This is a genomic window from Paenibacillus sp. V4I7, assembly GCF_030817275.1.
Lineage (GTDB): Bacteria > Bacillota > Bacilli > Paenibacillales > NBRC-103111 > Paenibacillus_E.
In genome coordinates this window covers 7912810-7938684 of record NZ_JAUSZD010000002.1, presented here as the reverse complement: position 1 = coordinate 7938684, position 25875 = coordinate 7912810, and the positions used below count along the sequence as shown (strand labels likewise).

The window sequence follows — 25875 nt, the reverse complement described above, 5'->3', positions numbered from 1 at the left end:
CCGACTACAAGTTATCCCAAATCCGGCGTATCCGTCAGTTCAATGACCGACGTATCCGTATGATGTAATTCAAATACGATAATTTCATTGCGTCCAATTCGCAGTAATGGCGCCGGTAGATACAACGTTTGCTGCGGCCCTTTCTCCCAGTAACGTCCCAAATTAAACCCATTAATCCAGACTATGCCTTTCGACCAGCTATCTAAACGAACGAACGTGTCCCCCGCTTCTTCCACGGTGAATTCTCCTCGATAAAAGGCAGGACGATCATTCCTTTCACTCACCTCAGCAGAGCGTCCAAATGGAACCGTCGTCAAATTGTCCAGTGGGAGTGGATATATTGTCCAATCAAACAAGAACTGATTGTTCATCCGTACACCCTCTGTTATACCTTTATAGTCCTTTAATTTCGGACCGTAGTTGACGCGCCCCATGTTCTCGACCACAATGTCCAGCTTCGCACCTTGAGCGGGAATATCCATCGGGAGTGGACGCGAGTCCCATCTTTCCACCGTGCCTTGGTAGACACCGTCCAAGAAGACTTGCGCACGGTCATGTACCTCCTGCAGGTGCAGCTTTTCACCCGTACGCGGCCCGGACACATGCGTGGAATACACGATGAATCCATAGCTTTGGCCCAGCTTTTCCATCGGCTCTGGATAGGTGCTCAGTACCGGCTTCGTGAGTTGTGTCAAATGGTCAAGCATATCTGCTTTTTCAGTCAAAGCGATACGACCATAGCTTTTCTTCTGAATAGGTGCAGGCCATTCTGGAAAATCCTTAACATCTTTTCCTAGATAGCTAGCAATCACGCTGCGGACAGCTCTATATTTCTCGGTCTCATCTCCGCATTCGGACAAAGGCGAATCATAGTCGTAGCTAGTGATTGTCGCCTCATATTTATCATGATAGTTCGCTCCGTTGTAGAAGCCGAAGTTCGTCCCGCCGTGGAACATGTAGAAATTCACTGAGGCGCCAGCGCGAAGCATACGGTCGAATACGTCCGCAACATCGCCCGCATCACGCGTATGGTGAGGCTTTAACCAGTGATCAAACCAACCGTTCCAGTACTCCATGCAAAAGAGTGGCTCATCAACACGGTATTCACGAAACTTATCAAAAGCTTCCTCCGGTTTAGAACCGAAGTTCACCGTGGCAAGCGTGCCTGGAACAGTCCCGCCCTGCAGCATGCCGTCCTCTGGACCGTCAGACGTAAACAGCATAACATCTACGCCGCGCTTGATGAACCCATCCCGCAAATACGTTAAATACGCCGTATCATTGCCGTAACTGCCATATTCATTTTCAATCTGCATCGCGATGATGGGTCCACCATTTGTGCTAAGCAGCGGGACCAATAGAGGGATCAGCATGTCATAGTAACGGTCTACTTTTTCCAGATAAGCCCGATCCATGCAGCGAAGCCGCATATCCGTATATTTCAACAGCCATGCCGGTAATCCGCCAAACTCCCACTCCGCACAGATATAAGAGCTCGGTCGCAAGATCACATGCAGCCCTAGCTCGCCAGCCTTCCGAATGAATCGCTCCACGTCCGCAATGCCAGCGAAATTAAAAACATTTTCCTCCGGTTCATGCAAATTCCAAGGCATATACGTCTCTACGGCATTAAACCCGCAGGCTTTGAGCTTCAATAAACGATCTTCCCAATAATCAGGCACGACGCGAAAATAATGGATGGCTCCAGATATAAGTTGAATAGGCTTCCCATCTAAAAGAAACTGCTTATTTTGGGCTTGTAAAATGGCCACGGTTATCCCTCCGACTAATGAATGCGATAGTGTATTAATGATCTAATCATCGCTGAAAAGTCGGTCAATCCTCAATCTCCAAATGGAGCATTTTCTATACCAAATGTGCCAGTTCAATGATATGATGGAACGTACAGCGATGACATACGGAGGGAGCCCTTCATGGAAGATTTGTACCGTTTTCCGAATATGATCAATACCTTACAAGTAGTAGGATGCCATTTTGGCTTGAAGCCCCCGGGATGGCACTACCCTCGGCATCATCATCATTTGTTTGAGCTGCTTTACTGCTCGGAGGGTGAAGTTGTGCAAGAAATGAACCGCGAATCGATTACGATGCGGCAAGGAGACTGGCTGCTGATCAAATCCGGCATCAGGCATCAATCTTCGAATTTGGCTTCCGTAGATTACGGCTACTTTAATGTGCATTTCGATCTAGATGATACCGAAATACGCAGCCTGCTATCGACGACTCCTTATCGGCACATCCATCATCAAGATGCAGAGCAAAGCAAGCTTCAGTTCTACTTGAGCGAACTAGAGGCCGTCATGCATCGCAATCAGTCGAAGGATACCGCCAAGCAAGAGCAGCAACCCTATTTGCGCTTCGAGGATAAGCTGCTGCTGCACTCATATACATTGCTCATCATTCATGACGTGCTAAATTTAATACGTGAACACGACTCACTAAGTAGACATGTGCCAACGAAGGACAAAGACGCCTCCTTGTTCACCGCAGATGTCGCCCATGCGATTGAAGAGAAGCTATCGCTCGGTCTCTGTGAGGAGGCGTCCGTCGCGGGGGTTGCGAAAGAACTGAACCTGAGCCGCAGTCAATGCAGCAAGCTCTTCTCCAAGGTGTACGGGCTATCGCCGCGTCAGTATGTCAGCCGGCAAAAGCTGAATCTAGCCAAAGAGCTGCTCGTCACAACCAATTTGCCAATGACGGACATTGCGGAGAAGCTCGGCTTCCACTCGGCCAGCCACTTCTCACGACAATTCCGGCGCTGGACCGGCCAGTCGCCAAGTGAATTCAAGCCGAAGCATCATGCCACGCAGCAGCCGCTCGTACTTTAGCGGAACTACGATATTACAAACAAAAACGCCCACAAACTATGAAGTTTGCGGGTGTTTTGCGTATTTTACTCCTGTGTCCCGGTTTACGGGCGTTCTCGCGATTTTACTCCTGTGATGCGTCTATGTCCGGTGTTTGTTCTTCAACCTCGTTAATCACGACGCTTTGTGATTCTGGTTCCCACTGCACATCGGCTTTCAGCGCTTCACTAATGAAGCGAGCTGGCACCATCGTGGACCCATTATAGACTTCTCCGGCCACTTCTAGATCAACGGCTTGTCCATTCACAAAGGCTTTACGAACACCTATTACAAGCTTCACTGTGACACCATCTTTCACTACGGTAACCGAGTTATCTTCTGGATTCCAAGTAACGGTAGCCTGCAAGGCTTCAGCAATCGCTCGGAAAGGAACTAACGTGTTCCCATCTTTAATCATTGGCGGGACTTCAAAGTTAGGTTCAAGGCCATTAACGTAAGCTTTGACACCAAGCTTGCCTCTCTTGCTATTCAGTGCTCCAAGCTTTTTGTATACAGTCAGGTTCGTTGAATCTGATTTAATCACTTCTGTTTGAATCTCTGCAGCTATGTCCAAATCCCCGTTATTCTCAGCTTCAATAACCGAGTCCGCGAGAATTGAACCAATATCTGCCGTATCATTTAACTGCAAATTATACTTTTCCAACAATTTGGAAATGATGGCACCGGCAGGACGGTCTTTGACATTTTCGTACGCGTTCTGTAAACCTTTATACCCCTTATGTCCATGAGAACCGTAGGTAGATGAAGTCACCGTTTCTTTTTCTCCGGAAACCTTCTTTTCCTTCTTTTCCTTTTTCTCCTTCAGCTTCCCATCCGCTTGATCGTTAGTACTTGTACTTGTACTTGTACTTGTACTTGTACTCGAACTAGATTGATTCGAACCTTTATCATGCTTAGGCTCTGCATATGCCGCAGAACTTAATAAAGTACCCAGAACTGCTAACGAAACCACAATGTTAAGTTTCCATTTCATGCTGTACACGCTCCCAGAATAATTTGTCGTTTTTTGTTGGTTCACTCATTATACCTCACAAACAGACAACATTCTGTATCACAGCACACAAAATGGCACTTTCATTCTTGCACTATTCGCCTTTCCTAAACTGCCCTGGTGTAATCCCCTCATAGCGTTTAAACACCCTAATGAAGGTGTTACTGTTCGAAAAGCCAACCTTTTGCGTAATATCCGTAATCGTATCATCGGTCTCCGACATCAACTGCTTAGCCAGCTGGACACGCTGTTTATTGACATAATCAATAAACGTTTCACCAGATTGCTCTTTGATGAAGCGTGATAAATAAGGCGCATTGACTTCAAACTTCAAAGACAGTGAGGTCAGGCTCAAATCCATATCCGCCAAATGCTCATCAATATAGCTCAGCACTTGATCTTTCAGATTCGTGTTGTGACTTTTCTTCTTGGAATCGACGTAGTCACAAACGGTTTTCAAAAACTTATAAATTTCATCTTCAATTTCCACGAAGGATTCGCACTGGGTCAATTGTTTAATGAGTTCATGCTTCTCTACCGCCAGTTCATTAGGTCCCTGATCCAGATGCTCGATAGCCTTCAAGATCGTGCCGATCAGTTCAAACATGAGAAGCTTGCCGAGCTGCAGCGATAGCGTGCCATCAGACACATTGGTTACGATCAGTTCGCTGACGGCCTCCATGGCCTCCTCGTATTGTCCCGTTCTAATATGATTGATCAACTGCCGCTCCATATCCAACGGATAATACAGCTCATTCTTCGGTCGTTTGATCCGATCAAAAGGTATAATCTGGCTCGGTCCAATGACGAATTTATATTCAAGCGCCTCCAGCGCCTCGTCAAATCCTTGTGGTATTCCGGTCAAAAGTGGATGGATATCACTGATTCCTATGGTTAGCTGAATATAAAATTTCCCCTGAATAATCGTCTGCGCCTCTTGCGCAATCTCAATCAATTCCTGTTTCGTCCGAACTTCATCTTCATTCTGAATATTAACCAGAAAAGCAATCATACCGTCCACTTCGGTCGTGAAAACCGTATGTTTTCGACCAATCAGCTCTTCCGTAATGTTCGTCACGATATAATAAACATACTGCAATTTGGACTCCGCATCTCGTGTCCCGCTGTCAGCAAACAAAGCCGCATAATCGCCGATATGAAACAGCAAGACGGCAAAACGGTTCGTCTCGAACCGCAGGTCAAACGATTCCATCGATTGCGCGAGTGCAGAACCGCTCTCGACTCTGCCTTTGAGCAGTCGTGCTAGAAAATGGCTGCGCAGCACGTCTTGCTGTTTCTGGATGGTTCGGTTCGCCGTAACCTGCAAAGCTTCATTCTCCGACATGAAGGACTGAAGCAGTGAGAATTCATTCCCAATACCTTCGAGATTGGACTTCACCTTCGGAGAAACCAAATCCACCATACGGCGGATCGGCATATAATGTCTTCGCGTCAGCCAGATGGACATCGGACCACCGACAAAAATACACATAAATAAGCCCGCATAAATCCAGCTTCGCAATTGACTTACTTTCGCTGAATAAATTTTCGTAGGAACGATGGACACATACTTCCATTCATTTTCAACGGAAGAAACGTAAGAAACCGTTACCTCTTCCTTGCCCCATTTTTGACTAAATGAGCCTTCCGCTGATTGGATCTGTTCGAAATCAATATCGGATACATGATCTGAATCGCCAGCGGTCATCAGCAGCTTATTGGTGGAATCGAGTATTAACACACTGCCAGCTTGGGCAATCTGAATATTCGAGATGGCTGCTTTCAACCGTTCTGCATTCAGCATGACAACAAGTGTTGCCGGCGCTTCGCTGGCATTCTGAATCGGCAGTGACTGCATGTACACCATGTCATTGTCAGCGAATTGCAGGAAATTTCCATAGTAGATTTTCTCCATACTGTCGCTCCACTGCTTCATGGTGATGCCTTTATTCTTTGCGTGAAGCAATTGGAAAAGGAGCTCATCTTGATTCATTGTCGATGTCGTGACTCCGAAATGATCTTTTTTCATATATACATATAAATCGTTAATATCCCCATTCGAGGCGGCATACGAACGAAGCGAAGTGATCAGATCCAGTGTATCAATCTTGACTTGCGAATTGTTGAAATCAGCTTGATTAACATACTTAATGACTTTAGGATCCAGGGAAAGCTGGAGACCCATTCGCTTAATATCTTTGAACTGATTGTCTAGCGATTGCTTCACCTGGTTAAGCAGCGCTTTGTTGGATCGAATGACCTCCGAGTTCAATAAATGCTGCGACTGAAAAAGAACCAACATCGTGATGACGATGGGAATACATAGAATGGTTAAGTTCGAGTAAAGCCAGAATAAAAATACGCTTCGCTTCACAAAGAAGTCCTCCCTTACTCATGCTGTATGCAGTATTATCCCATCTTCATCAGCTCAAGTACATCTACGATTTTTGTATCATCATCATTTTTAGTGATTCCCTCACAGAAAGTGGAAAAAACCAAATATCCCGCCCTCTTTTTGAAGATCCAAAAAGAGAACAGGCCTGGTCATTATTCTTTGAGCGCTCCAACCATGACGCCTTTCACAAAATATTTCTGTAAAAAAGGATAGGCAATCAGAATAGGCAATGTAGCCACCATGATCGTTGCGTATTTAATACTTTCCCCAATCGCTTGCGTGTCGTTCGCATTCCCCGTTCCAGTGGTCATCGAATCCGTGCTGTTTTGCACCAGAATTTCTCGAAGAATCAGCTGCAGCGGGAACATCTCCCGATCGTGCAGAAACAGCATGGCATTAAACCAGGAATTCCAGTGGGCTACGCCATAGTAAAGCACCATTACGGCAATAACAGGCATGGACAGAGGCACTACAATCTGAAACAAAATGCGGTATTCGCCTGCCCCGTCGATCTTAGCTGATTCCAACAAGCCCTCTGGGATGGCTTCGAACGAAGTTCGCATAATAATCAAGTTCCACGTGCTGATCGCCACAGGTAAGATGAGGGCAAGGTAGCTATTTCCCATGTGCAGATAGTTGTTGATTAACAAATATGTCGGAATCAATCCGCCGCTGAAATACATCGTAAACACGATACAGATCATCAAGAACTTTCGCATCATGAACTTCCTGGACAGTGCGTACGCTCCGATCGTCGTAAAAAACAGATTAACCGCCGTACCCACAATCAAGATGAGCAAAGTATTCCCATACCCCGTCAAAATGTTGGGATTTGCAATCACTTTCTGAAAAGCGTCGAGGTTAAACCCCAGTGGTTTCAACAACAAGCCGGAGTGCTGGATTAGCAAATTGGAATCACTGATGGAAGCCATGAAAACATAGTAGAACGGGTACAACGTACAGACGATAAGCAATATCATCAGAATCGCATTACCGATATCGAATAGACGCTCAGTTGCGCTTAATTTCATCGTGAGTTCCTCCTACCACAACCGGTTGCCGGAGAATCGGCGGGATAAGCTGTTAGCGCTAATAAGTAAAATGAAGTTGATCATGGATTGAAATAGCCCCACGGCCGTTGTATAGCTATAATCATTCCCTTGTGCAAGCCCTTCGCGATAAACAAAGGACGAAATCACATCCGCAGTTTCATACGTATTTGGATTATAAAGCAGAACGACCTTCTCGAAGCCGACCTCCATCAATCCGCCAATTCGAAGAATGAGCAAAATCATAATCGTTGGAATGAGTCCCGGAAGCGTTACACTCCAGATTTGCCGGAACCTTCCTGCCCCATCAACGCGAACAGCTTCGTACAACTCGGGGTTTATCCCGCTAAGCGCGGCCAAATAAATGATGGATGACCAACCGAGTTCTTGCCAAACAGACGTGCTGACGAAAATGGTACGGAAATTCTCTGCATTATTCATGAGGGCAGAATCTTGCCCGCCGAAGAACATAATGATGGAGTTTACAATACCTCCGCGGTTCGTGAAGTCAATAATTAACCCAGAAATGACCACAATCGAGATGAAATGCGGCAAGTAGGAAACCGTCTGCACAATTGATTTGAAAAGCTTCTGGCGTAGCTCATTCAAAAGGATCGCAAGAATAATCGGTGCTGGGAAGCCGAATATCAAGTTATAAAAGCTGATCAGAAACGTATTGCGCAGCACGCGGATAAAATAATAGCTTTGAAAGAAATCTTTGAAATGTTGAAAACCTACCCAATCGCTGCCCCAAATGCCTTTCGCAGGACTAAAATCCTTGAAGGCGATAACTGCGCCATACATCGGGAAATATTTAAAAATGAAGAAGTACAGCACAACCGGCAGTACCATCAGGTAGATCGCGCGATTTTTTCTTATGTCATCTAGTAAAACCCGAATGGAATTGGCCATGTTCTCACTTCCTTACGGACCCCCACAAAGTGACGTGAAACCTTCGAAGCTTATTCCGTCCGCACCGAGTGCTAGCTCGGTCGGCGTCTAAACTTTCCGCTTAATGCGGTCAAGCTTCTTCGGATTACTTCGATAAGAGTTTATACAATACTTTGCGGGGAGCCCCAGAATTATTAATTCAGAAGGGGAGGCTGGCTCCCCACGAGCTTTTTAGCGTTTGTTGTAACGATCTGTTGCCGCTTGGTAGATCTCCACAGCACGGTCCATATTCATCTTTTTCACTTGTTCTATCGTTTTATCGTAATCTTCAACCTTTGCGGCACCCATTACAATTTTAGTAATTTGCTCCGTCAACAGCGTACTCACGTCGTTCAAAATTTTCGCTGACTCCTTAGCTTCATCCGTAGACAGAACCACAGGCGGCAGTATCACTTTATAGGCATTATTCGCATATTTAGCGTATAGTTTCACGGCATCTTTTTGTGCTGGCAATTGATAATACTGATCGTTGTAACGGTCATCATCCAAACCAGAGAAGCCGTAGTTGGCAATAAAATATTTAGCCATCGCTTGACTGATCGGCAGGTTGTCTGGATTTTTCAAAATCAGGTCCGTGTATTTCGGTTGACCGTCTACTTTCGTGTACGTTTGACCTTCGATACCGAAGTTTTTGAGCATCGCGCCTTCTTCGCTATACAGATAGTCCAAGGCTTTTACCGTTTCTGCCGCATGCTTATTCGCACTTGTAATGACCGTTCCGATGTTGTCGTATTCCCATGACGCTTGCACAAATTTAGGCTCGTCACCCTTTTTCAAAACTGGATATTGGACAGCAGAGAGCTTCGCTTTCGGGTCTGTCTTCTGCAGCGCTGGCGTATACGTACCGATGCTTCCGCCGATGAAACCGTAGAATGCTCCCGCTTTGCCGGAAGTTACTTTCGCATCCATCGTTTTGGTGTCATTGGAAGCGAAGTCTGGATCGATCAGACCTTCCTTGTACCATTTTTGCATCGTCGTCAAATATTGCTTGAACTCTGGTTGTGCAGGCCCGAATTTCACTTTTCCATTATCGATATAGAAGCTGTTCGCGTTGGCAATCGTAGACATGCCCGTAACACCGTATGCGCCTGCGAAGTCAGCAAATGACATCGGGTAGGATTTGTTCAATGTGAAAGGAATAGCGCCTTTCTTCTCTTTAAACGCTTTTAGCACCGTTTCCCACTCATCAATCGTTTCCGGCGTTTTCAATCCGAGCTCATCCAGCCAATCCTGACGAATGACCATGCCGCTGAACGTTTTGTACTGGCCGTATTGACCAACCTTCAGGTGAGGCATTGCGTAAATATCACCGTTATCCGCCTTGATTTGTTTGGCGATTTGAGGATTTGCGTCCATAATTTTTTTCAAATTCGGCGCATTCTTTTCAATTAAATCATTCAGTTTAATAATCGTGCCGTCTTTGAACATTTTGGATGTTCCGCCCTGTACACTGTTCCAGTTCCAGAGCATCGAATCCGGCAAATTATTAGAAGCAACCATGACACCGTATTGCTGAACATCATCTTGCGGTGTGTTTCCAGATGAATGTTGGAAGTCAAATGTTACATTTGTCTTCTTGGCCCACTCTTTCACCATAGGCAGCTCGTTTAAGCTTTTGACGACTGCTTTCGCATTCGGATTCATCGGTGTCCATAATGTCACCTTCACAGGTTCTTTAGAATCAGCAGTTGCGGTTGGCGCTGTGCTGCCCTTATCTTTTGTAGATCCAGCGTTTCCGCAAGCAGTTGCAAGCGTTAGAGCTAGAATGGTTGCCGCAATAGGCAATACTTTTAGTTGAGATCTTCTTTTCATGGAAACACTCCCCTTATATCGTAGTCCGGCACTAACGCCGTGAAGCGGATTAGCCCTGTGGAAGAAGCATATCTCACGCCTCATCATGTCGTATATCGTCGATTATTCAATCGTATTGTTTTCTTAGGAATAGACGTCGCTTCTTTTTGTAACATCCTCATTATTTGAGAATTCCCTTATTTGCAAAGAAAAAATCGCCCTTTCACCGCTATGGGAGCCGGTTCTATGGCGATTTGCGTGTTAGTCGCTGATCAGCACTTCAATGCCGAGCGCCTCAATCGTATCGATCCATTCCTTCGAACAGCCTGAATCGGTAATGAGCATCGAGATTTCCTCGAGCTTTGACACTCTAGCGAACGTAGACATACCGAATTTGGAATGATCCGCTACCAGAATGGATTCCTCGGCTCGCTGCATCATTTTTCGCGAAATAATGGCTTCAGCTAAATGGAAGTCAGTAATGCCGTCCGCGAGTGAGATGCCTCCTACGGAGATAAACGCTTTGTTCACTTTAAATTGATCCAGCATCTGATCCGTCAGGGAGCCTGTTGCAGCTTGATACTCGACGTTCACTTCCCCGCCTGCGAAGATAATTCTTCCCCGGAACGTTTCCATGGCCAAATTGAGAATCGGCACAGAATGGGTGATCAAGGTTACATTCGTTCGATCCTTCAAGTAAGGCAAAATTTCAATCGTCGTTGTGCCGTTATCCAGCATGATCGTTTCGCCGTCTTGGACTAAAGAGGCAGCCAGCTTGCCGATCGCTGTTTTCTCTGACTTCATCATTTGGGTCCTCTTGAGAAAGGGAGGCTCAACAAGCTCCATGCGCATTTTGACAGCGCCTCCGTACACTTTGCGAAGCTTGCCTTCCTTCTCTAGCCGATCTAAGTCCCGCCGCACCGTTTCCGTCGAGACGTTAAGCATCTCAGACAGGTGATGCACCTGTACTTTCCCTTCCATCTCCAAATGGTTCAGGATGGTCATCCTGCGATCTTCGTATGTTAATGACATAATGGCCTCCTAAAAGTTTTCCGTAAGGAAAACTGGCATCGTCAGCATCAGCTATTGACCGATGATATCCACATGGTGATGTTTCCTGTTGTTTTCATCCAGTTTATAAGGTGGCGCTTACGATGTCAACGGATCGGCTTCATCCTTTAGCCAGCGAAGCAATAAGTTGATTGATCTGCTCACGCTTCTTAATAATCCAGTCGGGTTCATGCGGATAATCGCTGAATGTTAATGGCACAGCAAGATCTTCTTCAATGATGGCAATAGTTCTCTCGCGACCAATCAAACCTTCTAACATTTCAAGCGCCCTTACATCTTGCAAAGCTTCATAAAATACAACCATTCGAATGGATTCGATAGGTCCCGTTTCTCCTGGATATACAAGGAAGGCATCCCCAGAAGGAAAAGCTCGATCTGCATCCGTTTGGACAAATGGATTCACCATTTTACGTGCATATTGTGAATACCAGAAGTTATACCCCCAATGTAAAAATCCTCGTATATCAAATTTATATAACTGGAATCCAATGATCCGATTTCTCTCCGAAGGAAATACAAAGAATCGATTTGATACTTTTTTGTACTGCGCACAGCAATAATAAGTCCAAAGGTTATCCACGCCGCGGCTAATAAAGGAATCAATATGATTGTTGGCAACCACTGGTGTGTTCACAAGGCCATGTGCGTAAAATTCATAGTCCGAAAGTGCGTCGAACGTAGGATAGCCTTGAAGGAACTGGCTCAACCGGCTACTTGCTGCTCGATATGACTCCAAATTGTCCAAGGTCGGTTCGTCCGAAACGTGGAAAAACACGCGATCCTGAATGCCCTGCTTTTTGATAAACTGATCCAATTTAGGTAAAAGTGCCTCTAGGAACTGGCCATATTCTTCTCCAGTTGCATCTGTTTCCCAACCAAATATTCGCTTCAGCTGCCCCTTTTCCGCAGCCATGATTTTGGGCGCAAACTGTGCCCCCCATTGCGTAAATAAATGAGAAAACTCATAATATTCAACCCCGCAGCGTTCTCCAAGTGCTATCCATCTCTCCAGTAAGCGAAAATCAAATCGGTACCCATTCTCATCACGCTCTACCTCTACTAACTGCACAGTAGTCCGCTCACCGCCAACTTCTGTATCCAATGGAGGCGTGAATAATGGTGTTAAAATCATATTGATCCCTTGTTTGACCGCAGTTTGAACATATTGCTCTATAAGTCTCCAATGCTCTTCGCTGAAGACATTCACATTGTAATGATTGGCCAAACAATCCGTATGAAACCATTCGGTTCGAATCAACCTTTGCTTGGGCAAAGAACCGCTTAATACTTGCAAATCGATGCGCTCTGAACCCATCCGATTGCCATCAGTAGATAGCAATATCACATCAATTGGGTACACTCCTTCTGGATGTTGATTTTTGAGATCCACCGTTATCCATAGAGAGCTCCAGCTCCCAGGTAAAGCAACCTCGCCATTTGCATCCATAGGCATCAACGGATCGGGATACAGACCCGGATGATCACTGATTATATAATCATCATGATCGCCATAACATGCTAATTCACTTGGCGCCAATCCAACTTTTCGTACCGTCATACACTCGGCTAGTGGTGATTCGATTTCGATGCGTATGCCTTTAATAAGCTGCTCCGAGCGATACGCTACCTGAAACGAGTAAATTTCGTTGCTGAATGTTGTTGCTCGTTCAAGGAAATAACGGGAATCGAGTTCATGATGAGCGATTACTTTAGCCAAAGAATTCAAACATCGTAATTCAACCTTTTTATCAGACATGATGTAGTCTCCTCTTACTTACAATTAATATGGTTATTGATTACAAAGATACGGTTGTTACTCCGTACAGTATATCGGCATTTTTTGCTTAATCGCTTTTTTTTGAGAAAAAACCGTCCCCACGATCCATACTCTCGGAAACGGTTTCATTCTTGCATTCACTCATTTTATTTAAAAAATTCCTCATTGACAGTATATCAAACCAGCGATACAATAGCCAACAAACAACAATATATTATAAAGAAACAACATGATTACTACAAAATACAACTTATAGGGGGACATTTATTGTGCAGCATCAGCTTGCCTTTCGCGAAGATCGCACTTTTACGATTGCCCAGTTCACTGATTTACATTGGGAAAATGGTGAGGATGAAGATCAGCAAACACGTCGTCTAATGGAAGAAGTGCTAGACGCTGAGCATCCTGACCTTGTTGTATTTACGGGCGACGTCATTTACACAGGGTACGGGGCATCCGGTGAATCTGTTTGCAAGCATCCGCACCAAGCGTTTCGCGATGCCGTTCACACGGCCGAATCTCGTGGTATTCCATGGGCTGTTGTGTTCGGTAACCACGATACAGAAACTACCATCACTAGAGATGAGCTCATGAAAACAGTGCTGGAGCATTCCCATACAGTTACCCAGCGTGGACCAGAAGAAATTAACGGTGTTGGCAACTATACATTGTCCATTTCCGGTCCCAATGGTCAGACCGCTGCCGCTTTGTACTTCTTTGATTCCGGGGATCGCTCTGTGCTGCCGCATATCCAAGGTTATGATTGGATTCGCAGCAATCAGATCGACTGGTACAGAGAGGAATCGCGAAAGCTCCAATCGAGTATCGGATCGCAGGCATACCCTGCCTTGGCTTTCTTTCACATCCCGCTTCAGGAGTATAAACAAGTTTGGGACAATGAGACTTGCTACGGCGACAAGTTTGAGAACGTCTGCTGCTCCCCCGTTAACTCAGGACTATTTACTGCCATGGTAGAAATGGGCGATGTCATCGGAACTTTCTGCGGCCACGACCACGTCAACGATTATTGGGGCGAGCTTCACGGAGTACGTCTCTGCTACGGAAGAGCAACAGGTTACAATACCTATGGCAAAGACGGCTTCCCTCGTGGTGCCAGGATGATTCGACTCCGCGAAGGCGAGCGTTCTTTCGAATCCTGGCTGCGACTGGCTGACGGCACGGTAATCATGGATCAACCCGAACACAACCCCAACGTTTAACTTCTCTCAAGGTTTGGAGATGATCGCTTGTTTATCGTTTCAATTTTACTAGTCGTAGCTTCAGGTCTTACGCACGCGGTCTGGAGCTTATTCACCAAAAGAAGCCAGAATAAAAGCGTCTTTCTATGGTCCATCATGATGGTAACCACAATCGGACTTCTTCCATATTTAATCAGAGAACTCTGGCTTACCCCTTTATCCCTACAAGCCTACGGATTCTTACTTTTATCTGCGTGTTTGCAAAGCGTCTACTCCCTGTTGTTGGCACGCACCTACAATATGGGCGACCTCTCCCAGGTATATCCGATTATGCGAGGCACCAGCACGCTCTTCATTCCCATTGGCAGCGTCTTGTTCCTTCGTGAATCCTTATCGATATACGGTTGGATAGGTCTGCTCTGCATGGTCTTTGGTTTCATTTGGCTTAGCGGTATTTTCACCCGTAAACAAGCATCCGCCGGAACGGTTAAGCCATTCCTTATGGCCCTTAGTGTCGGCCTATGTACGACATGTTACGTTTTTGTTGATCGCATCAACCTTCAGCATGTCTCAGCTATCACTTTATTGGAGGTTACGAATATCGGGTTCATGGCTGCACTGACGCCCATTGTACTGGCTTCTAAACAACTTCGCGTCGAATGGAAGCTTAACGCCAAGATCATTTTACTGGGTGCGATCCTCAACCCCGGATCTTATTTGTTATTTTTGATCGCCATGAAATATGCTCCTGTTGGCCATATCTCACCAATTCGTGAGATTGGCACTGTCTTTGCTACGATTCTGGGCATTGTTGTGCTTAAAGAAAAGCAAGGCACACTACGAATTATTTGCTCGATTCTTATCTTGATCGGCATTTTGATCATTAGTTTTTTTGGCTAAAAAGGCCGGAAAATTTTTAAAAAGTAGGATATATCTACATTGACTTTATTCCATATCCAGCATATTATAATGTCAGTGAGTACTGACATCTTTTCGGAAGAGGGATAATAACATGGACAGCAGCAAGCTGGGAAGCAGCGATAGACTTCTCTTGGCGGCGCTCAATTTGATAGCAGCTAAAGGCTACAATGGGGTAACCACCCTTGAAATTGCCACGGAAGCAGGTCTTAGTGAGAAGACATTGTTTCGCCAATTCGGCAGTAAGCAGAAGCTTCTCGAAGCCGCATTTGACCGCTATCATTATGCCGAAGAGATGAAGAAGCTGTTTAGTGAAAAGCTCGTGTGGGATCTGGAGAAGGATCTGCTTCTGGTCAGTAAAACCTATCATGAGATTATGAACCGTAATCGCAAATTGATCCAGATCAGTCTCAAAGAAGAAGGCCAACTGCCCGGATTCCGCGAGCGTACACATAAGCATCCTCTGCAATTGCTGGAAATTTTAACGAATTATTTCATCGAGATGTCTGAGAAAGGCAAAATGATTCCCACGTATCCGGAGATGCACGCCTTCTCCTTTATGATGATGAATTTCGGGGCGTTCATGAACGATCTCGATAGCCATAAAAATTATTCAACCATTTCGTTGGAGCCATTTATTCAAGAGAGCGTAAAGATTTTTGCTAGGGCCTTACAACCCTAGTTTTTTTATAGATCGTATGTCAGTCAGTACTGACAGTCAAATTTTAAAGAAGGATGTGGTAACGTATGACTACCCAAACCCAAGAACTGCAGCAAGCCGGCGACAAATTAATGCGTATTTTGATGTTCACCCTGACTATATCCATGATGAGCGGCATCATGTTCAACATCGTCTTGCCCAAGATTAGTGAAGACTTCTCCCTTACAATTGCCCAGGTCAGCTGGCTCTCTTCTGCCTACATTCTGATCTACGCCATTGGCGCAGTCACCTACGGAAAGCTGGCAGACCGCTATAAGCTGAAAAATTTAGTAACCTTCGGACTCCTATTATTTACGGCCGGTTCTCTTATCGGGCTGACTTCACAAACATTCGGGATGGCGCTAGTCGGCAGATGTCTGCAAGCATCCGGAGCTGCGGTTATTCCCGCGATTGCGATGATCATACCCTTACGTTATTTCGCTCCAGAGCGAAGAGGCGCAGCTCTTGGCATGACCGCAGTAGGTTTAGCTTTCGGTAATGCACTTGGGCCTGTTGTCGCTGCTTTAATCGTTAGCACGGTACACTGGCGCTGGTTATTCGCTGTACCTTTGCTTATTTTGGCTAACCTCCCTTTTTACCGCAAGTATTTAGGAAATGAACAGCCTGGGACAACAGGGAAATTTGACTGGATTGGTGGCAGTCTGTTGGCCATCACAATAGCCTTATTTCTGCTGAGTGTTACGAAGGGAATCTGGCTTTTGTTAGGTGGCTTACTCGCTTTAGGGTTATTCATTGCTCGAATTTGCACGGCTGGGGAGCCCTTTATTGCCCCAAAACTCTTTCGAAATAAAAAGTACACACTCGGACTGACTATTTCATTCCTCATCAGCGGTACTTGCTGCTCACTCTATGTACTTAGCCCGCTTCTATTAGCAGATATTCAGAAGTTACCTTCCGTTTGGATCGGCTTCGCGATGGTTCCTGCAGCAGTCGCTTCGGCTGTATTTGGTCGTAGAGGCGGTAAACTCGCGGATGTAAAAGGCAACTCATTTGTCGTTTATGTGGCTTCAAGCTTACTGCTAGCTTGTTTTATGTTACTCTCCACTTTTACCGGAGGTTCTCCCTTTCTCATTGCTGTTTTTCTGGTTCTCGGCAACGTCGGGCAATCTTTCATTGTCATTGCGTTATCCAACTCAGTTTCAAGAACTTTGCCAAAGGAACAGGTTGGTGTCGGGATGGGCATGCTGGCAATGGTCAATTTCATTTCGCAAGGGATCGCGATCGGCATATACAGTAAAATCGTTGATCTTGGATCACAAAGCATTCCAAACTGGAACCCCTTTTACAGCTATTTATCTGGCTTTATTTTTAGCAATATCTGCTTAGTTATAGCCGCATTGCAACTGGTTATTCTAGCGATTTACTATTTTTCATTTGGCAAAAAGAAGCAAAAGAAGGTTGTGGTCTTGAAGGAGTCTGAGGCAGCTGCTTTATCAAGTAGTTATAACTAAACGACAAAATCAAGTGGACCCATGCAACTGCGCATGGGTCCACTTGATTTAATTGACAAATTCTGGGTATAACAATATGCTAGAACACAAAGCAAAAACTGTTAAGTTATGACTAACATACGGGAGAAACAATGACTATTTTGATCAGAATATTCTGCTTCATTTGTTTCTTTCTATTGATTGGATGTTCAGATGAACAAATAACTCCCAAGAACATTGAACGTTCTGATCTTGATACAAATCTACGAACATAGGTGCAATCAAAATCAAAAGAAAATGGTATTTATTTGAGAAAAATGAATGAAAATAAGGATCAAACAGAGAAGATTCGTTACCTTATTTACTCCAAAAAAGACCTTAGCTACGACTACAGAACAATTAAATTTGATGAGAAAGATGGGACTCTTTCTATCTATTTAAAAGATAAAATGGCCGCTGACGAGCAGTACTTGAAAAATGAGTCACTTTTCATAATTACTTTAGATACCCAGCCCGAAAAAATTGAAATGTACTTAAATGAAAATACCGTTGATTATCAAATGGAACAGCTTTGAATTAAGCAGCAAACAAAAGGGTGGTCTTAAGAAACATGAGGAAAATCCTATTAACCATTTTCTTTTTATTCACATATTTTCTGTTGTTCACCGGTTTTAAGTGGGCATATACTTTCTTTTTCGATGGAGGGATATCACCTTTTATTAATGTATTGCTGCTTATTTTTATAATAGCTTTATTTCTGCCATCCCTATTAATCACTAAATTTGCAGCTAAGTATGTAAAATGATTCGTTCCCTCCCGGATTCCAACATTATTTTGTTAAAAGCACGCGATGAACGCCTCTACTGCCTCCAGGTGCCGTTCCTATATATAAATATCCGTTATGGCTTGCAGCCGTAGTTACGCCAAACAATGAGCCTTCCGGATCATGCCAGCTTCCGATAAGTTCCCCTTGCGGGCCGAACTCCGCAGCAAGCCCATGCTTCGCTGGTGCACTTGCGCCGCTAAGCAGCGACTCTGGTACTTTGGCCATGATACCAGCCAACCACGGGCTGCGATGCATCTGATCTGCAAAAGAAAGGCGAGTCGTAAAGATCCCGACCCAGAAATGACCCTGTTCATCACGCGTAATGTTATCTGGAAAGCCTGCGAGATTGTCCGCAAAAATATCAGATGTCCCCTTCTTTGGACCCTTGAGCCAGTATCTGGTCAACTGATAATGATACGATTCCGCCACAAGCACGAAATCTTCATCCGCAGACAAGGCAACCCCGTTCGCAAAATAGAGGCCTTCTAACAGGACGGTCGTCTGTTTGGTCATTGGATCGTACTTCAGCAAGCGTCCATGCGGCTTGTTCTCGGCAATTTCTCTGAATGTCACACGTCCATAGTTCGAGGTATCGGAAAAATATATGGAGCCGTCCCGGGCAATATCAAGCTCGTTAGCTAAATAGATCGGCTTGCCATCTACTTGATTGGCCAATACCTCTATGCTCCCCGATGGGTTAATAGACAGCAGTCCCCTCTTGATATCCGTAACGATCAAATCGCCTTTGGCATCGAATTTAAGTCCATTAGGCGTTCCTTTGGTGTCTGCAAACACTTGGGCTTTTTGCGGATTGCCCTCTGCATCGAAAGGAACCTTGTAAATTTTTCCGTCCGAATCTCCTGTATATAACTGGCCGTTTTTATCGAATGTAATGAATTCCGGGAATTGTGGGGCATCTGTAACAAGCTGAGCAGAGCTGAGTTTGTTGTTCTGTTTCCAAGGGCCCGCTTCCTGAAAAGAGGGAGCCGTCGGTGCCAGCCATTTTACCGGTTCGATAGGTGAAGGAACTAGTAAGAAAACGATGACTCCAAGAATGAGCACAGCAAGCAGCGATAGCCCCAAACTGCGCACTTTACGTGGTGAGCGTTTAGGGCGATTCACGCCCTCTGGAGATTTAACGGAACGAACTTGTGGATTTGGCATTAGAGTGCCTCCTATGTCTTTTAAGTGAGATTTAAATTTGGACTACGATTTTTCCGAAATATTGCTTTCCTTCAGCCAAGAGCGCGAATGCTTCGCTAATTCGATCCAGAGGGAATACACGGTCGACGACGGGATGTAAACGATGATGGGCAATCGCTCGATTCATCTTTTCAAAGTGATCCCGGTTGCCGACTTGACTGCCGCGAACCGTTGTGGCTTTCTGCAAGATGCCCGTGACATCATATTCCGGAATCGTCAAGCCCGATAAGAATCCGACCATACTCAAGGTCCCTCCAATGCGAAGCGCATTTATGGATTTGGACATCGTTGCCGCTCCTCCAACATCTAGAACATGATCGACGCCGCCAGTCCGTTCTAACACTGCTTTATCCCAATCGGGAACTTCCGAATAATTGATCGTTTGCCATGCACCGAGAGCTTTTGCTCGTTCCAGCTTGTCGTTGCTGCTCGATGTGATGATCGCTCGTGCTCCAACCATAAGAGCGAATTGAAGCCCGAAGATAGAAACCCCGCCTGTTCCTTGCAGCAGCACGGTATCCCCCGCTTGCAAACCACCGTATTCGATTAGCATGCTCCATGCGGTTAATGCCGCGATCGGCAAGGTGGCAGCCTCCTCCCAAGTGAGGTGATCGGGAATATGGACAATTCCGTCTTCATGTAGAACGACATATTCAGCCGCTACTCCGTTCAACGGACCTCCCAGACTGTCTTCTAATACCCCCGGTCTTGGGTTGCCGGCAAAAAATCGCTGTTGCAAATTACCCGCTACTCGGTGTCCGACCTGAAACCTTGTTACTTCTTGGCCAACGGCTACAATTTCTCCCGCTCCGTCTGATAATGGAATGAAGGGGAATTTGATTTCAATTGGCATTAATCCGCTGAGGATCACTAGATCCCGGTAATTGAGAGAAGCTGCCTTCATGCGGATCAGCACCTCACGGGGGCCTGGCGTTGGTATGTCGAGTTCCGTTAAGTTTAATTCCTCAAAGCCGAAGCCGTTTGTCAGTTGTATAGCTTTCATCGAATTGTCCTCCCTGCAAGATCAGATTGATTATCTGTATTCTTATAAATATTATTATTGCCGGATCCTCCGCGTGGACGAAGCATGCCTCCAACAAGACGAAGACCTTGTTTGCGTGTTATGAATCGCGATAACTGCGCCCCGATATAATTCTGCACACCCGGAACGACGTATATTTTTCCTTCCTTCAACGCGCGAAGTGCAACCTCTACGACTCTTTCCGGCGTATCTTTCTTTCCGACGGATGCTTCTTCCGTTCCTACGACATTAAAGAAACTGGTGTCCGTCGAACCTGGACAAAGTGCAAAGAATTTCACTCCGCGGTTTCGATTTTCCCACCATAACGCTTGAGTAAACGACAAGACGAAAGCTTTCGTTGCTCCATATACGGCCATATAGGGAAGTGGTTGAAATCCGGCGGTTGATGCAACATTGATAACTGCACCTGAGCTTTTGCGCAACATGTCCGGCAAGAACAAGTGGGTCATATCTACAACAGCGGCGACATTGAGCATCACTTCTTCATGCTGACGCTCACCTGACACTTGTTCGAACAAACCATGTGTAGCAAAGCCTGCATTGTTAATCAGCAGTTCGATATCCACTTTCAAAAGTTGACATTGCCGATATAACTCTCTGGGCGAGCCCTCTTTCGCAAGATCCATCGCGATAACCTCGGCATTGATGCCATAATTCATTCTGAGCTCTGATGCCAAGCTCTCAAGCTTGCTCTTCGATCGGGCCACGAGTACCAAATGGCTGCCTTGTTTGGCTAGTTGTCTCGCGAATTGCTCTCCAATACCTGAAGAAGCTCCAGTGACGAGCGACCATTTCCCTTGAAATGTCATAGTGTTATTCTCCTTTTAGATACGATGTTTTAGTTAAGAAACAATGTTACTGAATGCTTAGAAGTATTCCCCAATTCCGAAGAAAGTTAAGAATCTTCAGTCTCGGTAACAGTGTTTCTAATTGAATTCATTGTAACCACACATTTTTAGAAAGTCAATATGATCTTTGAACATCCAACGTCACATTGACAACCACCTAACAACTATATAAAATTTCTGGTAAGAGAGTCAGAAACCTTGTTTCCTGACGAAAACACGATAACCGAAGGTGAAGATGATGAGCGACCAAGATATTTCCTCCACTGCGAACACACGTGTGTTGAAAACCTACCAAGAAGCTCGTTTGCAAAACAATGAAAATCTCCGTAAGCTCGTTGTTGATGCTGCGGCAACGCTCTTGCAAGAAGAGGGCCCGGAAGCCGTTACCGTACGTAAAGTAGCGCAGAAAATGGATTGCTCGACAAAAATCATTTATAGCTTGTTTGTCAATAAAGAGGGTTTGGCTCAGCAGTTGTATCTAGAAGGGTGTAAACTTCTAGCTTACGAATTCGAGGCGACACCGCAAGCAGCTAATCCAGTACAGTATTTTCTGAATTTAGGTGAAACCTTTTGGCAATTCGGGCAGCGTTACTCCGGTTATTATAAGCTGATGTTCGGAGGAGCCTTCGGAAATTTCAAACCGGACGAGGAGAGCATGCAAGGCACCGTAACAGCCATGCGGCAATTATTGACCGTGATCAGCAATGCGAAAGAGCAAGGGCTGATTCCTGGCCAGTACGACACGGAATCCGTTGTACGAATAGTCTGGGCCTCGCTCCATGGCGTTATTCATCTTTACATGGGTGGACATTTGGGAGATGTACAATCGGCCCATTCCGTATACAGGCAAACGCTATCAATGATAGTCAGCTCGTTGCTGCCAAGTCACAGCACTTAATACGGGATCCTGATCAGGTTGACAAGTCTCACACTATACAAAAATATGGCATGATACCATGCTCCTCCGTAAACGTCAAATAGCCCCCAACTTGAAAAGATAGGGGCTTTTTGACGTTTACAGAGTTCTATTTTGTATTAGAAGTTATTTTATAGTGATAGCTCACTTGTTACATTCTTCAGTCCGCGAGGGCTGAACTCCTGACGCATCACTGCCAGTGATGCGAGCTCCCGCAGTGGTTAGTTACACACCCCTTATCCCGTCTTTATGAGTTCTCCTCGAATACATCCTTCGCAACTTGAATCGCAGATGCGGCGCGCGGCCATCCGGCGTAAAACGCGAGATGGGTCAAGGCTTCGATCAGTTCTTCTTCGGTCAAACCGTTCTCTTTTGCTAAGCGAAGATGATAAGGAAGCTGCCCTGTAAGTCCTCCGGTGACTAGCACTGATATCGTAAGGAGACTACGTTCCCGAAGCGATAATTGTTCTCTTCTCCAAACGTCCTCGAAGAGTACTTCTTCCGAATAGCGCACGAAAGTAGGGGCAATATCCCCAAACGAGTCACGAGCGTTTGATACAATTTTTCGATGCTTCATTCTTATGCCTCTCCCTTGTTGTCCGGACGTTCGATCATTTGCGCAGCGCCGTTACCGAATGTCCAGTCCTCGAATTCCGTGTCGACCAGCACGACGAATACGTCTTCTTTCCTCATGTTAAGTGTATTTGATAATAGTTCGGCTAACTTTCCGTAAAAGCTTATTTTCTGCTCGGTGCTTCTTCCGGATTTGAGCGTGATTTGAATATAGAGCAGCCTGTCACTTCGCTCTATGTTTAAGTAATTCCGACTATAATAAAACTCGCTTGCTTTGTGCGAGTGGAACACTTGAAAGTAATCGTCTTCCGGCACATTGAAATGCTGGATTAGAGCTCTCATAATCGCTTGGCTTATGAAGGGCAGTTGCTGTGTCCCATATTGATTTTCCATATAGCTTACTCTGATGAATGGCATTTTAATATCACTCCTTCAGCAAGATACCCTAATTGTACTTCCCACTTCTTTATTTGTATAATTGAATAAAATCATATTTTAATTCAATTTATTCGATGGAGAGATGTGCCATGGACTTAAAGGAGCTAACTACGTTTCAAACCATTATTCAAGAAGGAAATTTCACCAAAGCGGCAGTGAAATTGAATTACGCTCAGTCTACGATTACAAATCAAGTCCAGCGGCTGGAGAGGGAATTGGGCATCCAGCTATTCAAGCGAGGATGGGATGCAGAGTTAACGGCTTCTGGACAAATTTTTGCCGCGGAAATTGAGAAGCTCATTCAACACTGGAACCATGTAACTGAGCAGGCGAAAGCTTTGCAAAGAGAGGAGATCGGCTCCCTGCGCGTCGGAGGGCTAGAATCGTTGATTGAGCATGTGCTACCCAACTCTCTGCGACGATTCTGGGAACATAAACCAAAAGTATCGTGTCACTTTGTCAATGGAAACACCGACTCCCTGTCACGCGCGGTACTCCAGAATCAATTGGACTTTGCCATATGTGGAGAGCCTGCCGATCTTTCTTCTTTTCACTTCGAACCGTTATATAGCGAAAATATCTCCTTTATTGTAGCGAACAACCATCCCTTGGCCGAAAGAAACGGAATAATCCCCTTTGAAGAACTACTTAACTATCCGATGATCGTTGGGGGAAATACCTGCTTGTATTATCTGAGGTTATCTAAGCAATATTCCCATTACACCGAAACTCCTTTTCTATATACAGTGAGCCAAATCTCGGCTATTCCCGGGTTCGTTCAGCGAATTCCTTCCGTAGGAGCCGTTCTCGGTTCCACGGCGTTACCCCCTAATATCGTGGGAATACACGTCGAACTGAAGGATTCATCCATCCCGGTCGGCCTGCTGCAATTACGTAACACTGAGTATCCTTCGTCATCAAAAAATCTTTTAATGCAATATGTAAAAGAAGAACTGCGGCGTAACTAAGCGTATTGATCTTAAGCTTTTGGAAAACTCCGGGTTTCGCTTCCTACAGAGACTCCACCAAACACAAAAAAACACGCCCCACTGGGCGTGTTTTTTTGTGGATCCTTTTAGCCGACCGAATCGTTCATATTACGAAAAACTCATCCTTTGTCCTATAGGAGAGAGTACACTAGAACTACTCAGCCCCGCTGCCCGCAGAGGCCGCTTCTCTCATCGCGGAAAGCGCTTCGTCTAGTGAATCGACTCCACTGTTTGCGCCGCTTCTCGCAGTACTTGCCATTTCAGCGCTATACGCCCACCAACGTACACGTACATTCCCCGGCTCAGAAGTTTGCTGTACCTTCACACCAATGCGGAACGTGCCTTTTTGTGGATAGGCAATCGTGCCAATCTTCACTTCAGGTGCATCGGGTTCAAACTCGCTGCCTTTGAACACATCGGAGGCTCCGCCGTATACGCGGTCACCGCTGGATAGCATTTCGGAGAAAGCTTCACCACTGCTCTCTTCCAAGCTAGTGATGATCAGCACGTTGCCCTCGCCAAGTCCATGTGCGATTTCGCCGGAGAAGAAGCTTTTGGTCGCTCTCCCGAATGGGGACACAGCAATCTTCGTGAAAGGCTCTATCGGAATGTCCACGACACCGCTCAGCATACCCGCAATGCCGCTGCCGCCGCCTGCTGGAATGCTTAAATCAAATGAAAGCTCGCTAATCGCTTTATTGAAGTTAACCTTGAATTCCGGAGGCTGTCCTGGCGCCAAGGTTTTCACTTTGGACTTCGTTACGAACTGACCGGATGTTTCCTCGCGGTACTCGTTCGCTTGAGCAAGCCTGTACATAACCGAGGAATTGTACACGTATTCGCCAAATGGCACTTGCTCGACACTTTCAATAACATAGGTTGGTCCCACTTGAACAAGGCATATTTTAGCCAAATAAATACAAGGCTCGGTAGGAGCTTCTAAAGAAGCCTCCAACGATTGTTTCACGAAATCCGACATCAACCGTTCCCGCACGGCCTCGCCAATAATCTGCACTTCGCCAATAGCTTGAGTTTGCAGCTCCAACTGCCTGTCATCCAGCTTCAAAACAGCCGTGCTCACCTGCACACCAATCGTGCCCTTCACGGAAGCTGTACTATCCGCTCGTAAAAGCACCTTCATTTCATATTCGCTCTCTTGCCCATCCTGCGGCTCTTGGAACACAATCGTTGTTCCATCAATCGCCTCTACGCGCTCAGCAGCCAGCTCATATTGAAAGGACAGTCTGCCAGCATTAAGAGTCTTCTCGAAGCGCAGCTTCATTTCGAAAAGTTGACCTGGATTCACATAACGAGGTGTTGTTTGAAGCACGCGCACCCCAGAATCTTGATAAAGTACGACCGTCTGATCGGACAGATTTGCCAAAGGCAATGACGCTGGATCAGGTGCATCTTCTCGGATAAACAGGCGGTAGCTTTCCAAAACGCGATTATAGTCATTAATTTCGTCAGAACGAACAGAAGAATTAGCCACCGCGTGAACGGGTTCTTTTTCCTTTTCGTCATAGGCAATACATAGGTATACGTTCTTGGCATACTGGTTATTGCTGAAACCGTCCATCATCGATAGCTTCAATGTCATTGGAGAAGGCACGACAATTTCCCGGCCAAGTGCGTCAATCGCAGCTCCCATCTCTACAGAAACGGACTTTTCATCGACCGCGACAACCTGCAGACCTGTAAGTACGCCAGAACCATGCAGCAAGCGGTTCATCATCCTGCGCTTATCGTTGAAATACTTTTGCTCAGACTCGAAATCCCTTACCGTCAGCAGCTTTCCATAGAAATACCGATTGCGCTCGAACGGGTAATAGCGTGTTTTTTTCATAAGTATCCCCTCA

At 45.6% G+C, this 25875-nt stretch carries 22 protein-coding genes; 8 read left to right on the top strand and 14 right to left on the bottom strand.

The genetic code is table 11. From position 1 onward, the window contains the following. Positions 1-11 precede the first annotated feature (11 nt). Positions 12-1772, bottom strand: coding sequence for a glycoside hydrolase family 35 protein (locus tag QFZ80_RS37205; protein WP_307563627.1), 1761 nt, complete (start codon positions 1770-1772; stop codon positions 12-14). Between the two features lie 162 nt (positions 1773-1934). Between QFZ80_RS37205 and QFZ80_RS37200 the strand changes: the two genes are divergently transcribed. After that, positions 1935-2849 (top strand): AraC family transcriptional regulator, encoded by a 915-nt coding sequence (locus QFZ80_RS37200; protein WP_307550142.1) that lies wholly within the window; start codon positions 1935-1937, stop codon positions 2847-2849. 103 nt (positions 2850-2952) lie between these two features. On the opposite strand, the gene QFZ80_RS37195 is transcribed toward QFZ80_RS37200, so the two are convergent. The 7 genes from QFZ80_RS37195 to QFZ80_RS37165 form a co-directional block, all read right to left on the bottom strand. Further along, entirely contained in the window at positions 2953-3861 is a 909-nt protein-coding gene (locus QFZ80_RS37195) for a copper amine oxidase N-terminal domain-containing protein (RefSeq protein WP_307563625.1), read from the bottom strand. A gap of 112 nt (positions 3862-3973) precedes the next feature. After that, the gene (locus QFZ80_RS37190) at positions 3974-6253 is read right to left on the bottom strand and encodes a helix-turn-helix domain-containing protein (RefSeq protein WP_307550145.1); all 2280 of its coding nucleotides are present in this window, start codon (positions 6251-6253) and stop codon (positions 3974-3976) included. A gap of 173 nt (positions 6254-6426) precedes the next feature. Continuing rightward, positions 6427-7305, bottom strand: coding sequence for a carbohydrate ABC transporter permease (locus QFZ80_RS37185; protein WP_307550147.1), 879 nt, complete (start codon positions 7303-7305; stop codon positions 6427-6429). Positions 7306-7317: 12 nt separating this feature from the next. Next, a complete protein-coding gene (locus QFZ80_RS37180; protein ID WP_307563623.1) occupies positions 7318-8235 on the bottom strand; it encodes an ABC transporter permease in 918 nt (305 codons plus the stop codon). Between the two features lie 210 nt (positions 8236-8445). Further along, entirely contained in the window at positions 8446-10086 is a 1641-nt protein-coding gene (locus QFZ80_RS37175; RefSeq protein WP_307550149.1) for a type 2 periplasmic-binding domain-containing protein, read from the bottom strand. Between the two features lie 240 nt (positions 10087-10326). Then, positions 10327-11097 (bottom strand): DeoR/GlpR family DNA-binding transcription regulator, encoded by a 771-nt coding sequence (locus tag QFZ80_RS37170; RefSeq protein WP_307550151.1) that lies wholly within the window; start codon positions 11095-11097, stop codon positions 10327-10329. Positions 11098-11236: 139 nt separating this feature from the next. Then, positions 11237-12892, bottom strand: coding sequence for a DUF4091 domain-containing protein (locus QFZ80_RS37165; protein WP_307550153.1), 1656 nt, complete (start codon positions 12890-12892; stop codon positions 11237-11239). A 290-nt stretch (positions 12893-13182) separates the two neighbouring features. On the opposite strand from QFZ80_RS37165, the gene QFZ80_RS37160 reads away from it, so the two are divergent. The 5 genes from QFZ80_RS37160 to QFZ80_RS37140 all read left to right on the top strand — a co-directional run bounded on the left by QFZ80_RS37160 (position 13183) and on the right by QFZ80_RS37140 (position 17756). Beyond that, complete coding sequence (locus tag QFZ80_RS37160) at positions 13183-14133, top strand: metallophosphoesterase family protein (RefSeq protein WP_307550155.1); 951 nt, start codon at positions 13183-13185, stop codon at positions 14131-14133. A gap of 27 nt (positions 14134-14160) precedes the next feature. Beyond that, positions 14161-15012 carry a DMT family transporter gene (locus QFZ80_RS37155; protein WP_307563621.1) on the top strand — a complete coding sequence of 284 codons (852 nt, stop codon included), beginning with the start codon at positions 14161-14163 and terminating at the stop codon, positions 15010-15012. A 112-nt stretch (positions 15013-15124) separates the two neighbouring features. After that, positions 15125-15712: a TetR/AcrR family transcriptional regulator gene (locus QFZ80_RS37150; RefSeq protein ID WP_307550158.1), complete on the top strand. Its 588-nt coding sequence runs from the start codon at positions 15125-15127 to the stop codon at positions 15710-15712. Positions 15713-15777: 65 nt separating this feature from the next. Beyond that, entirely contained in the window at positions 15778-17202 is a 1425-nt protein-coding gene (locus tag QFZ80_RS37145; protein ID WP_307550160.1) for an MFS transporter, read from the top strand. A 287-nt stretch (positions 17203-17489) separates the two neighbouring features. Continuing rightward, a complete protein-coding gene (locus QFZ80_RS37140; protein ID WP_307550162.1) occupies positions 17490-17756 on the top strand; it encodes a hypothetical protein in 267 nt (88 codons plus the stop codon). Positions 17757-18010: 254 nt separating this feature from the next. Here QFZ80_RS37140 and QFZ80_RS37135 read toward each other — a convergent pair whose 3' ends face one another. From QFZ80_RS37135 to QFZ80_RS37125, 3 genes are read right to left on the bottom strand one after another with little or no spacing between them, the layout of a single operon-like run. Next, entirely contained in the window at positions 18011-19171 is a 1161-nt protein-coding gene (locus QFZ80_RS37135; RefSeq protein ID WP_307550164.1) for an SMP-30/gluconolactonase/LRE family protein, read from the bottom strand. A gap of 31 nt (positions 19172-19202) precedes the next feature. Beyond that, positions 19203-20213, bottom strand: coding sequence for a zinc-dependent alcohol dehydrogenase family protein (locus tag QFZ80_RS37130; protein WP_307550166.1), 1011 nt, complete (start codon positions 20211-20213; stop codon positions 19203-19205). Continuing rightward, complete coding sequence (locus QFZ80_RS37125; RefSeq protein WP_307563619.1) at positions 20210-21061, bottom strand: SDR family NAD(P)-dependent oxidoreductase; 852 nt, start codon at positions 21059-21061, stop codon at positions 20210-20212. Before QFZ80_RS37125 ends, QFZ80_RS37130 begins: the two co-directional genes overlap by 4 nt. A 277-nt stretch (positions 21062-21338) precedes the next feature. On the opposite strand from QFZ80_RS37125, the gene QFZ80_RS37120 reads away from it, so the two are divergent. Continuing rightward, positions 21339-21998 carry a TetR/AcrR family transcriptional regulator gene (locus QFZ80_RS37120; RefSeq protein ID WP_373460459.1) on the top strand — a complete coding sequence of 220 codons (660 nt, stop codon included), beginning with the start codon at positions 21339-21341 and terminating at the stop codon, positions 21996-21998. Between the two features lie 265 nt (positions 21999-22263). Here QFZ80_RS37120 and QFZ80_RS37115 read toward each other — a convergent pair whose 3' ends face one another. Further along, positions 22264-22593: a carboxymuconolactone decarboxylase family protein gene (locus QFZ80_RS37115; RefSeq protein WP_307550172.1), complete on the bottom strand. Its 330-nt coding sequence runs from the start codon at positions 22591-22593 to the stop codon at positions 22264-22266. A gap of 2 nt (positions 22594-22595) precedes the next feature. After that, positions 22596-23006 (bottom strand): tautomerase family protein, encoded by a 411-nt coding sequence (locus QFZ80_RS37110; protein ID WP_307550174.1) that lies wholly within the window; start codon positions 23004-23006, stop codon positions 22596-22598. 110 nt (positions 23007-23116) lie between these two features. Between QFZ80_RS37110 and QFZ80_RS37105 the strand changes: the two genes are divergently transcribed. Beyond that, on the top strand, positions 23117-23995 hold the full coding sequence (locus QFZ80_RS37105) for a LysR family transcriptional regulator (protein WP_307550176.1): 879 nt from the start codon (positions 23117-23119) through the stop codon (positions 23993-23995). Between the two features lie 175 nt (positions 23996-24170). On the opposite strand, the gene QFZ80_RS37100 is transcribed toward QFZ80_RS37105, so the two are convergent. Beyond that, positions 24171-25862 (bottom strand): hypothetical protein, encoded by a 1692-nt coding sequence (locus QFZ80_RS37100; protein ID WP_307550177.1) that lies wholly within the window; start codon positions 25860-25862, stop codon positions 24171-24173. Positions 25863-25875 lie beyond the last annotated feature (13 nt).

Excerpts from the sequence above, each read along its gene's own strand:
- QFZ80_RS37125 (WP_307563619.1), bottom strand. The coding sequence starts at position 21,061 with ATGACATTTCAAGGGAAATGGTCGCTCGTCACTGGAGCTTCTTCAGGT.
- QFZ80_RS37100 (WP_307550177.1), bottom strand. The coding sequence starts at position 25,862 with ATGAAAAAAACACGCTATTACCCGTTCGAGCGCAATCGGTATTTCTAT.
- QFZ80_RS37195 (WP_307563625.1), bottom strand. The coding sequence starts at position 3,861 with ATGAAATGGAAACTTAACATTGTGGTTTCGTTAGCAGTTCTGGGTACT.
- QFZ80_RS37120 (WP_373460459.1), top strand. The coding sequence starts at position 21,339 with ATGAGCGACCAAGATATTTCCTCCACTGCGAACACACGTGTGTTGAAA.
- QFZ80_RS37175 (WP_307550149.1), bottom strand. The coding sequence starts at position 10,086 with ATGAAAAGAAGATCTCAACTAAAAGTATTGCCTATTGCGGCAACCATT.
- QFZ80_RS37200 (WP_307550142.1), top strand. The coding sequence starts at position 1,935 with ATGGAAGATTTGTACCGTTTTCCGAATATGATCAATACCTTACAAGTA.
- QFZ80_RS37165 (WP_307550153.1), bottom strand. The coding sequence starts at position 12,892 with ATGTCTGATAAAAAGGTTGAATTACGATGTTTGAATTCTTTGGCTAAA.
- QFZ80_RS37180 (WP_307563623.1), bottom strand. The coding sequence starts at position 8,235 with ATGGCCAATTCCATTCGGGTTTTACTAGATGACATAAGAAAAAATCGC.
- QFZ80_RS37150 (WP_307550158.1), top strand. The coding sequence starts at position 15,125 with ATGGACAGCAGCAAGCTGGGAAGCAGCGATAGACTTCTCTTGGCGGCG.
- QFZ80_RS37135 (WP_307550164.1), bottom strand. The coding sequence starts at position 19,171 with ATGCCAAATCCACAAGTTCGTTCCGTTAAATCTCCAGAGGGCGTGAAT.
- QFZ80_RS37110 (WP_307550174.1), bottom strand. The coding sequence starts at position 23,006 with ATGCCATTCATCAGAGTAAGCTATATGGAAAATCAATATGGGACACAG.
- QFZ80_RS37115 (WP_307550172.1), bottom strand. The coding sequence starts at position 22,593 with ATGAAGCATCGAAAAATTGTATCAAACGCTCGTGACTCGTTTGGGGAT.
- QFZ80_RS37105 (WP_307550176.1), top strand. The coding sequence starts at position 23,117 with ATGGACTTAAAGGAGCTAACTACGTTTCAAACCATTATTCAAGAAGGA.
- QFZ80_RS37145 (WP_307550160.1), top strand. The coding sequence starts at position 15,778 with ATGACTACCCAAACCCAAGAACTGCAGCAAGCCGGCGACAAATTAATG.
- QFZ80_RS37130 (WP_307550166.1), bottom strand. The coding sequence starts at position 20,213 with ATGAAAGCTATACAACTGACAAACGGCTTCGGCTTTGAGGAATTAAAC.
- QFZ80_RS37170 (WP_307550151.1), bottom strand. The coding sequence starts at position 11,097 with ATGTCATTAACATACGAAGATCGCAGGATGACCATCCTGAACCATTTG.
- QFZ80_RS37185 (WP_307550147.1), bottom strand. The coding sequence starts at position 7,305 with ATGAAATTAAGCGCAACTGAGCGTCTATTCGATATCGGTAATGCGATT.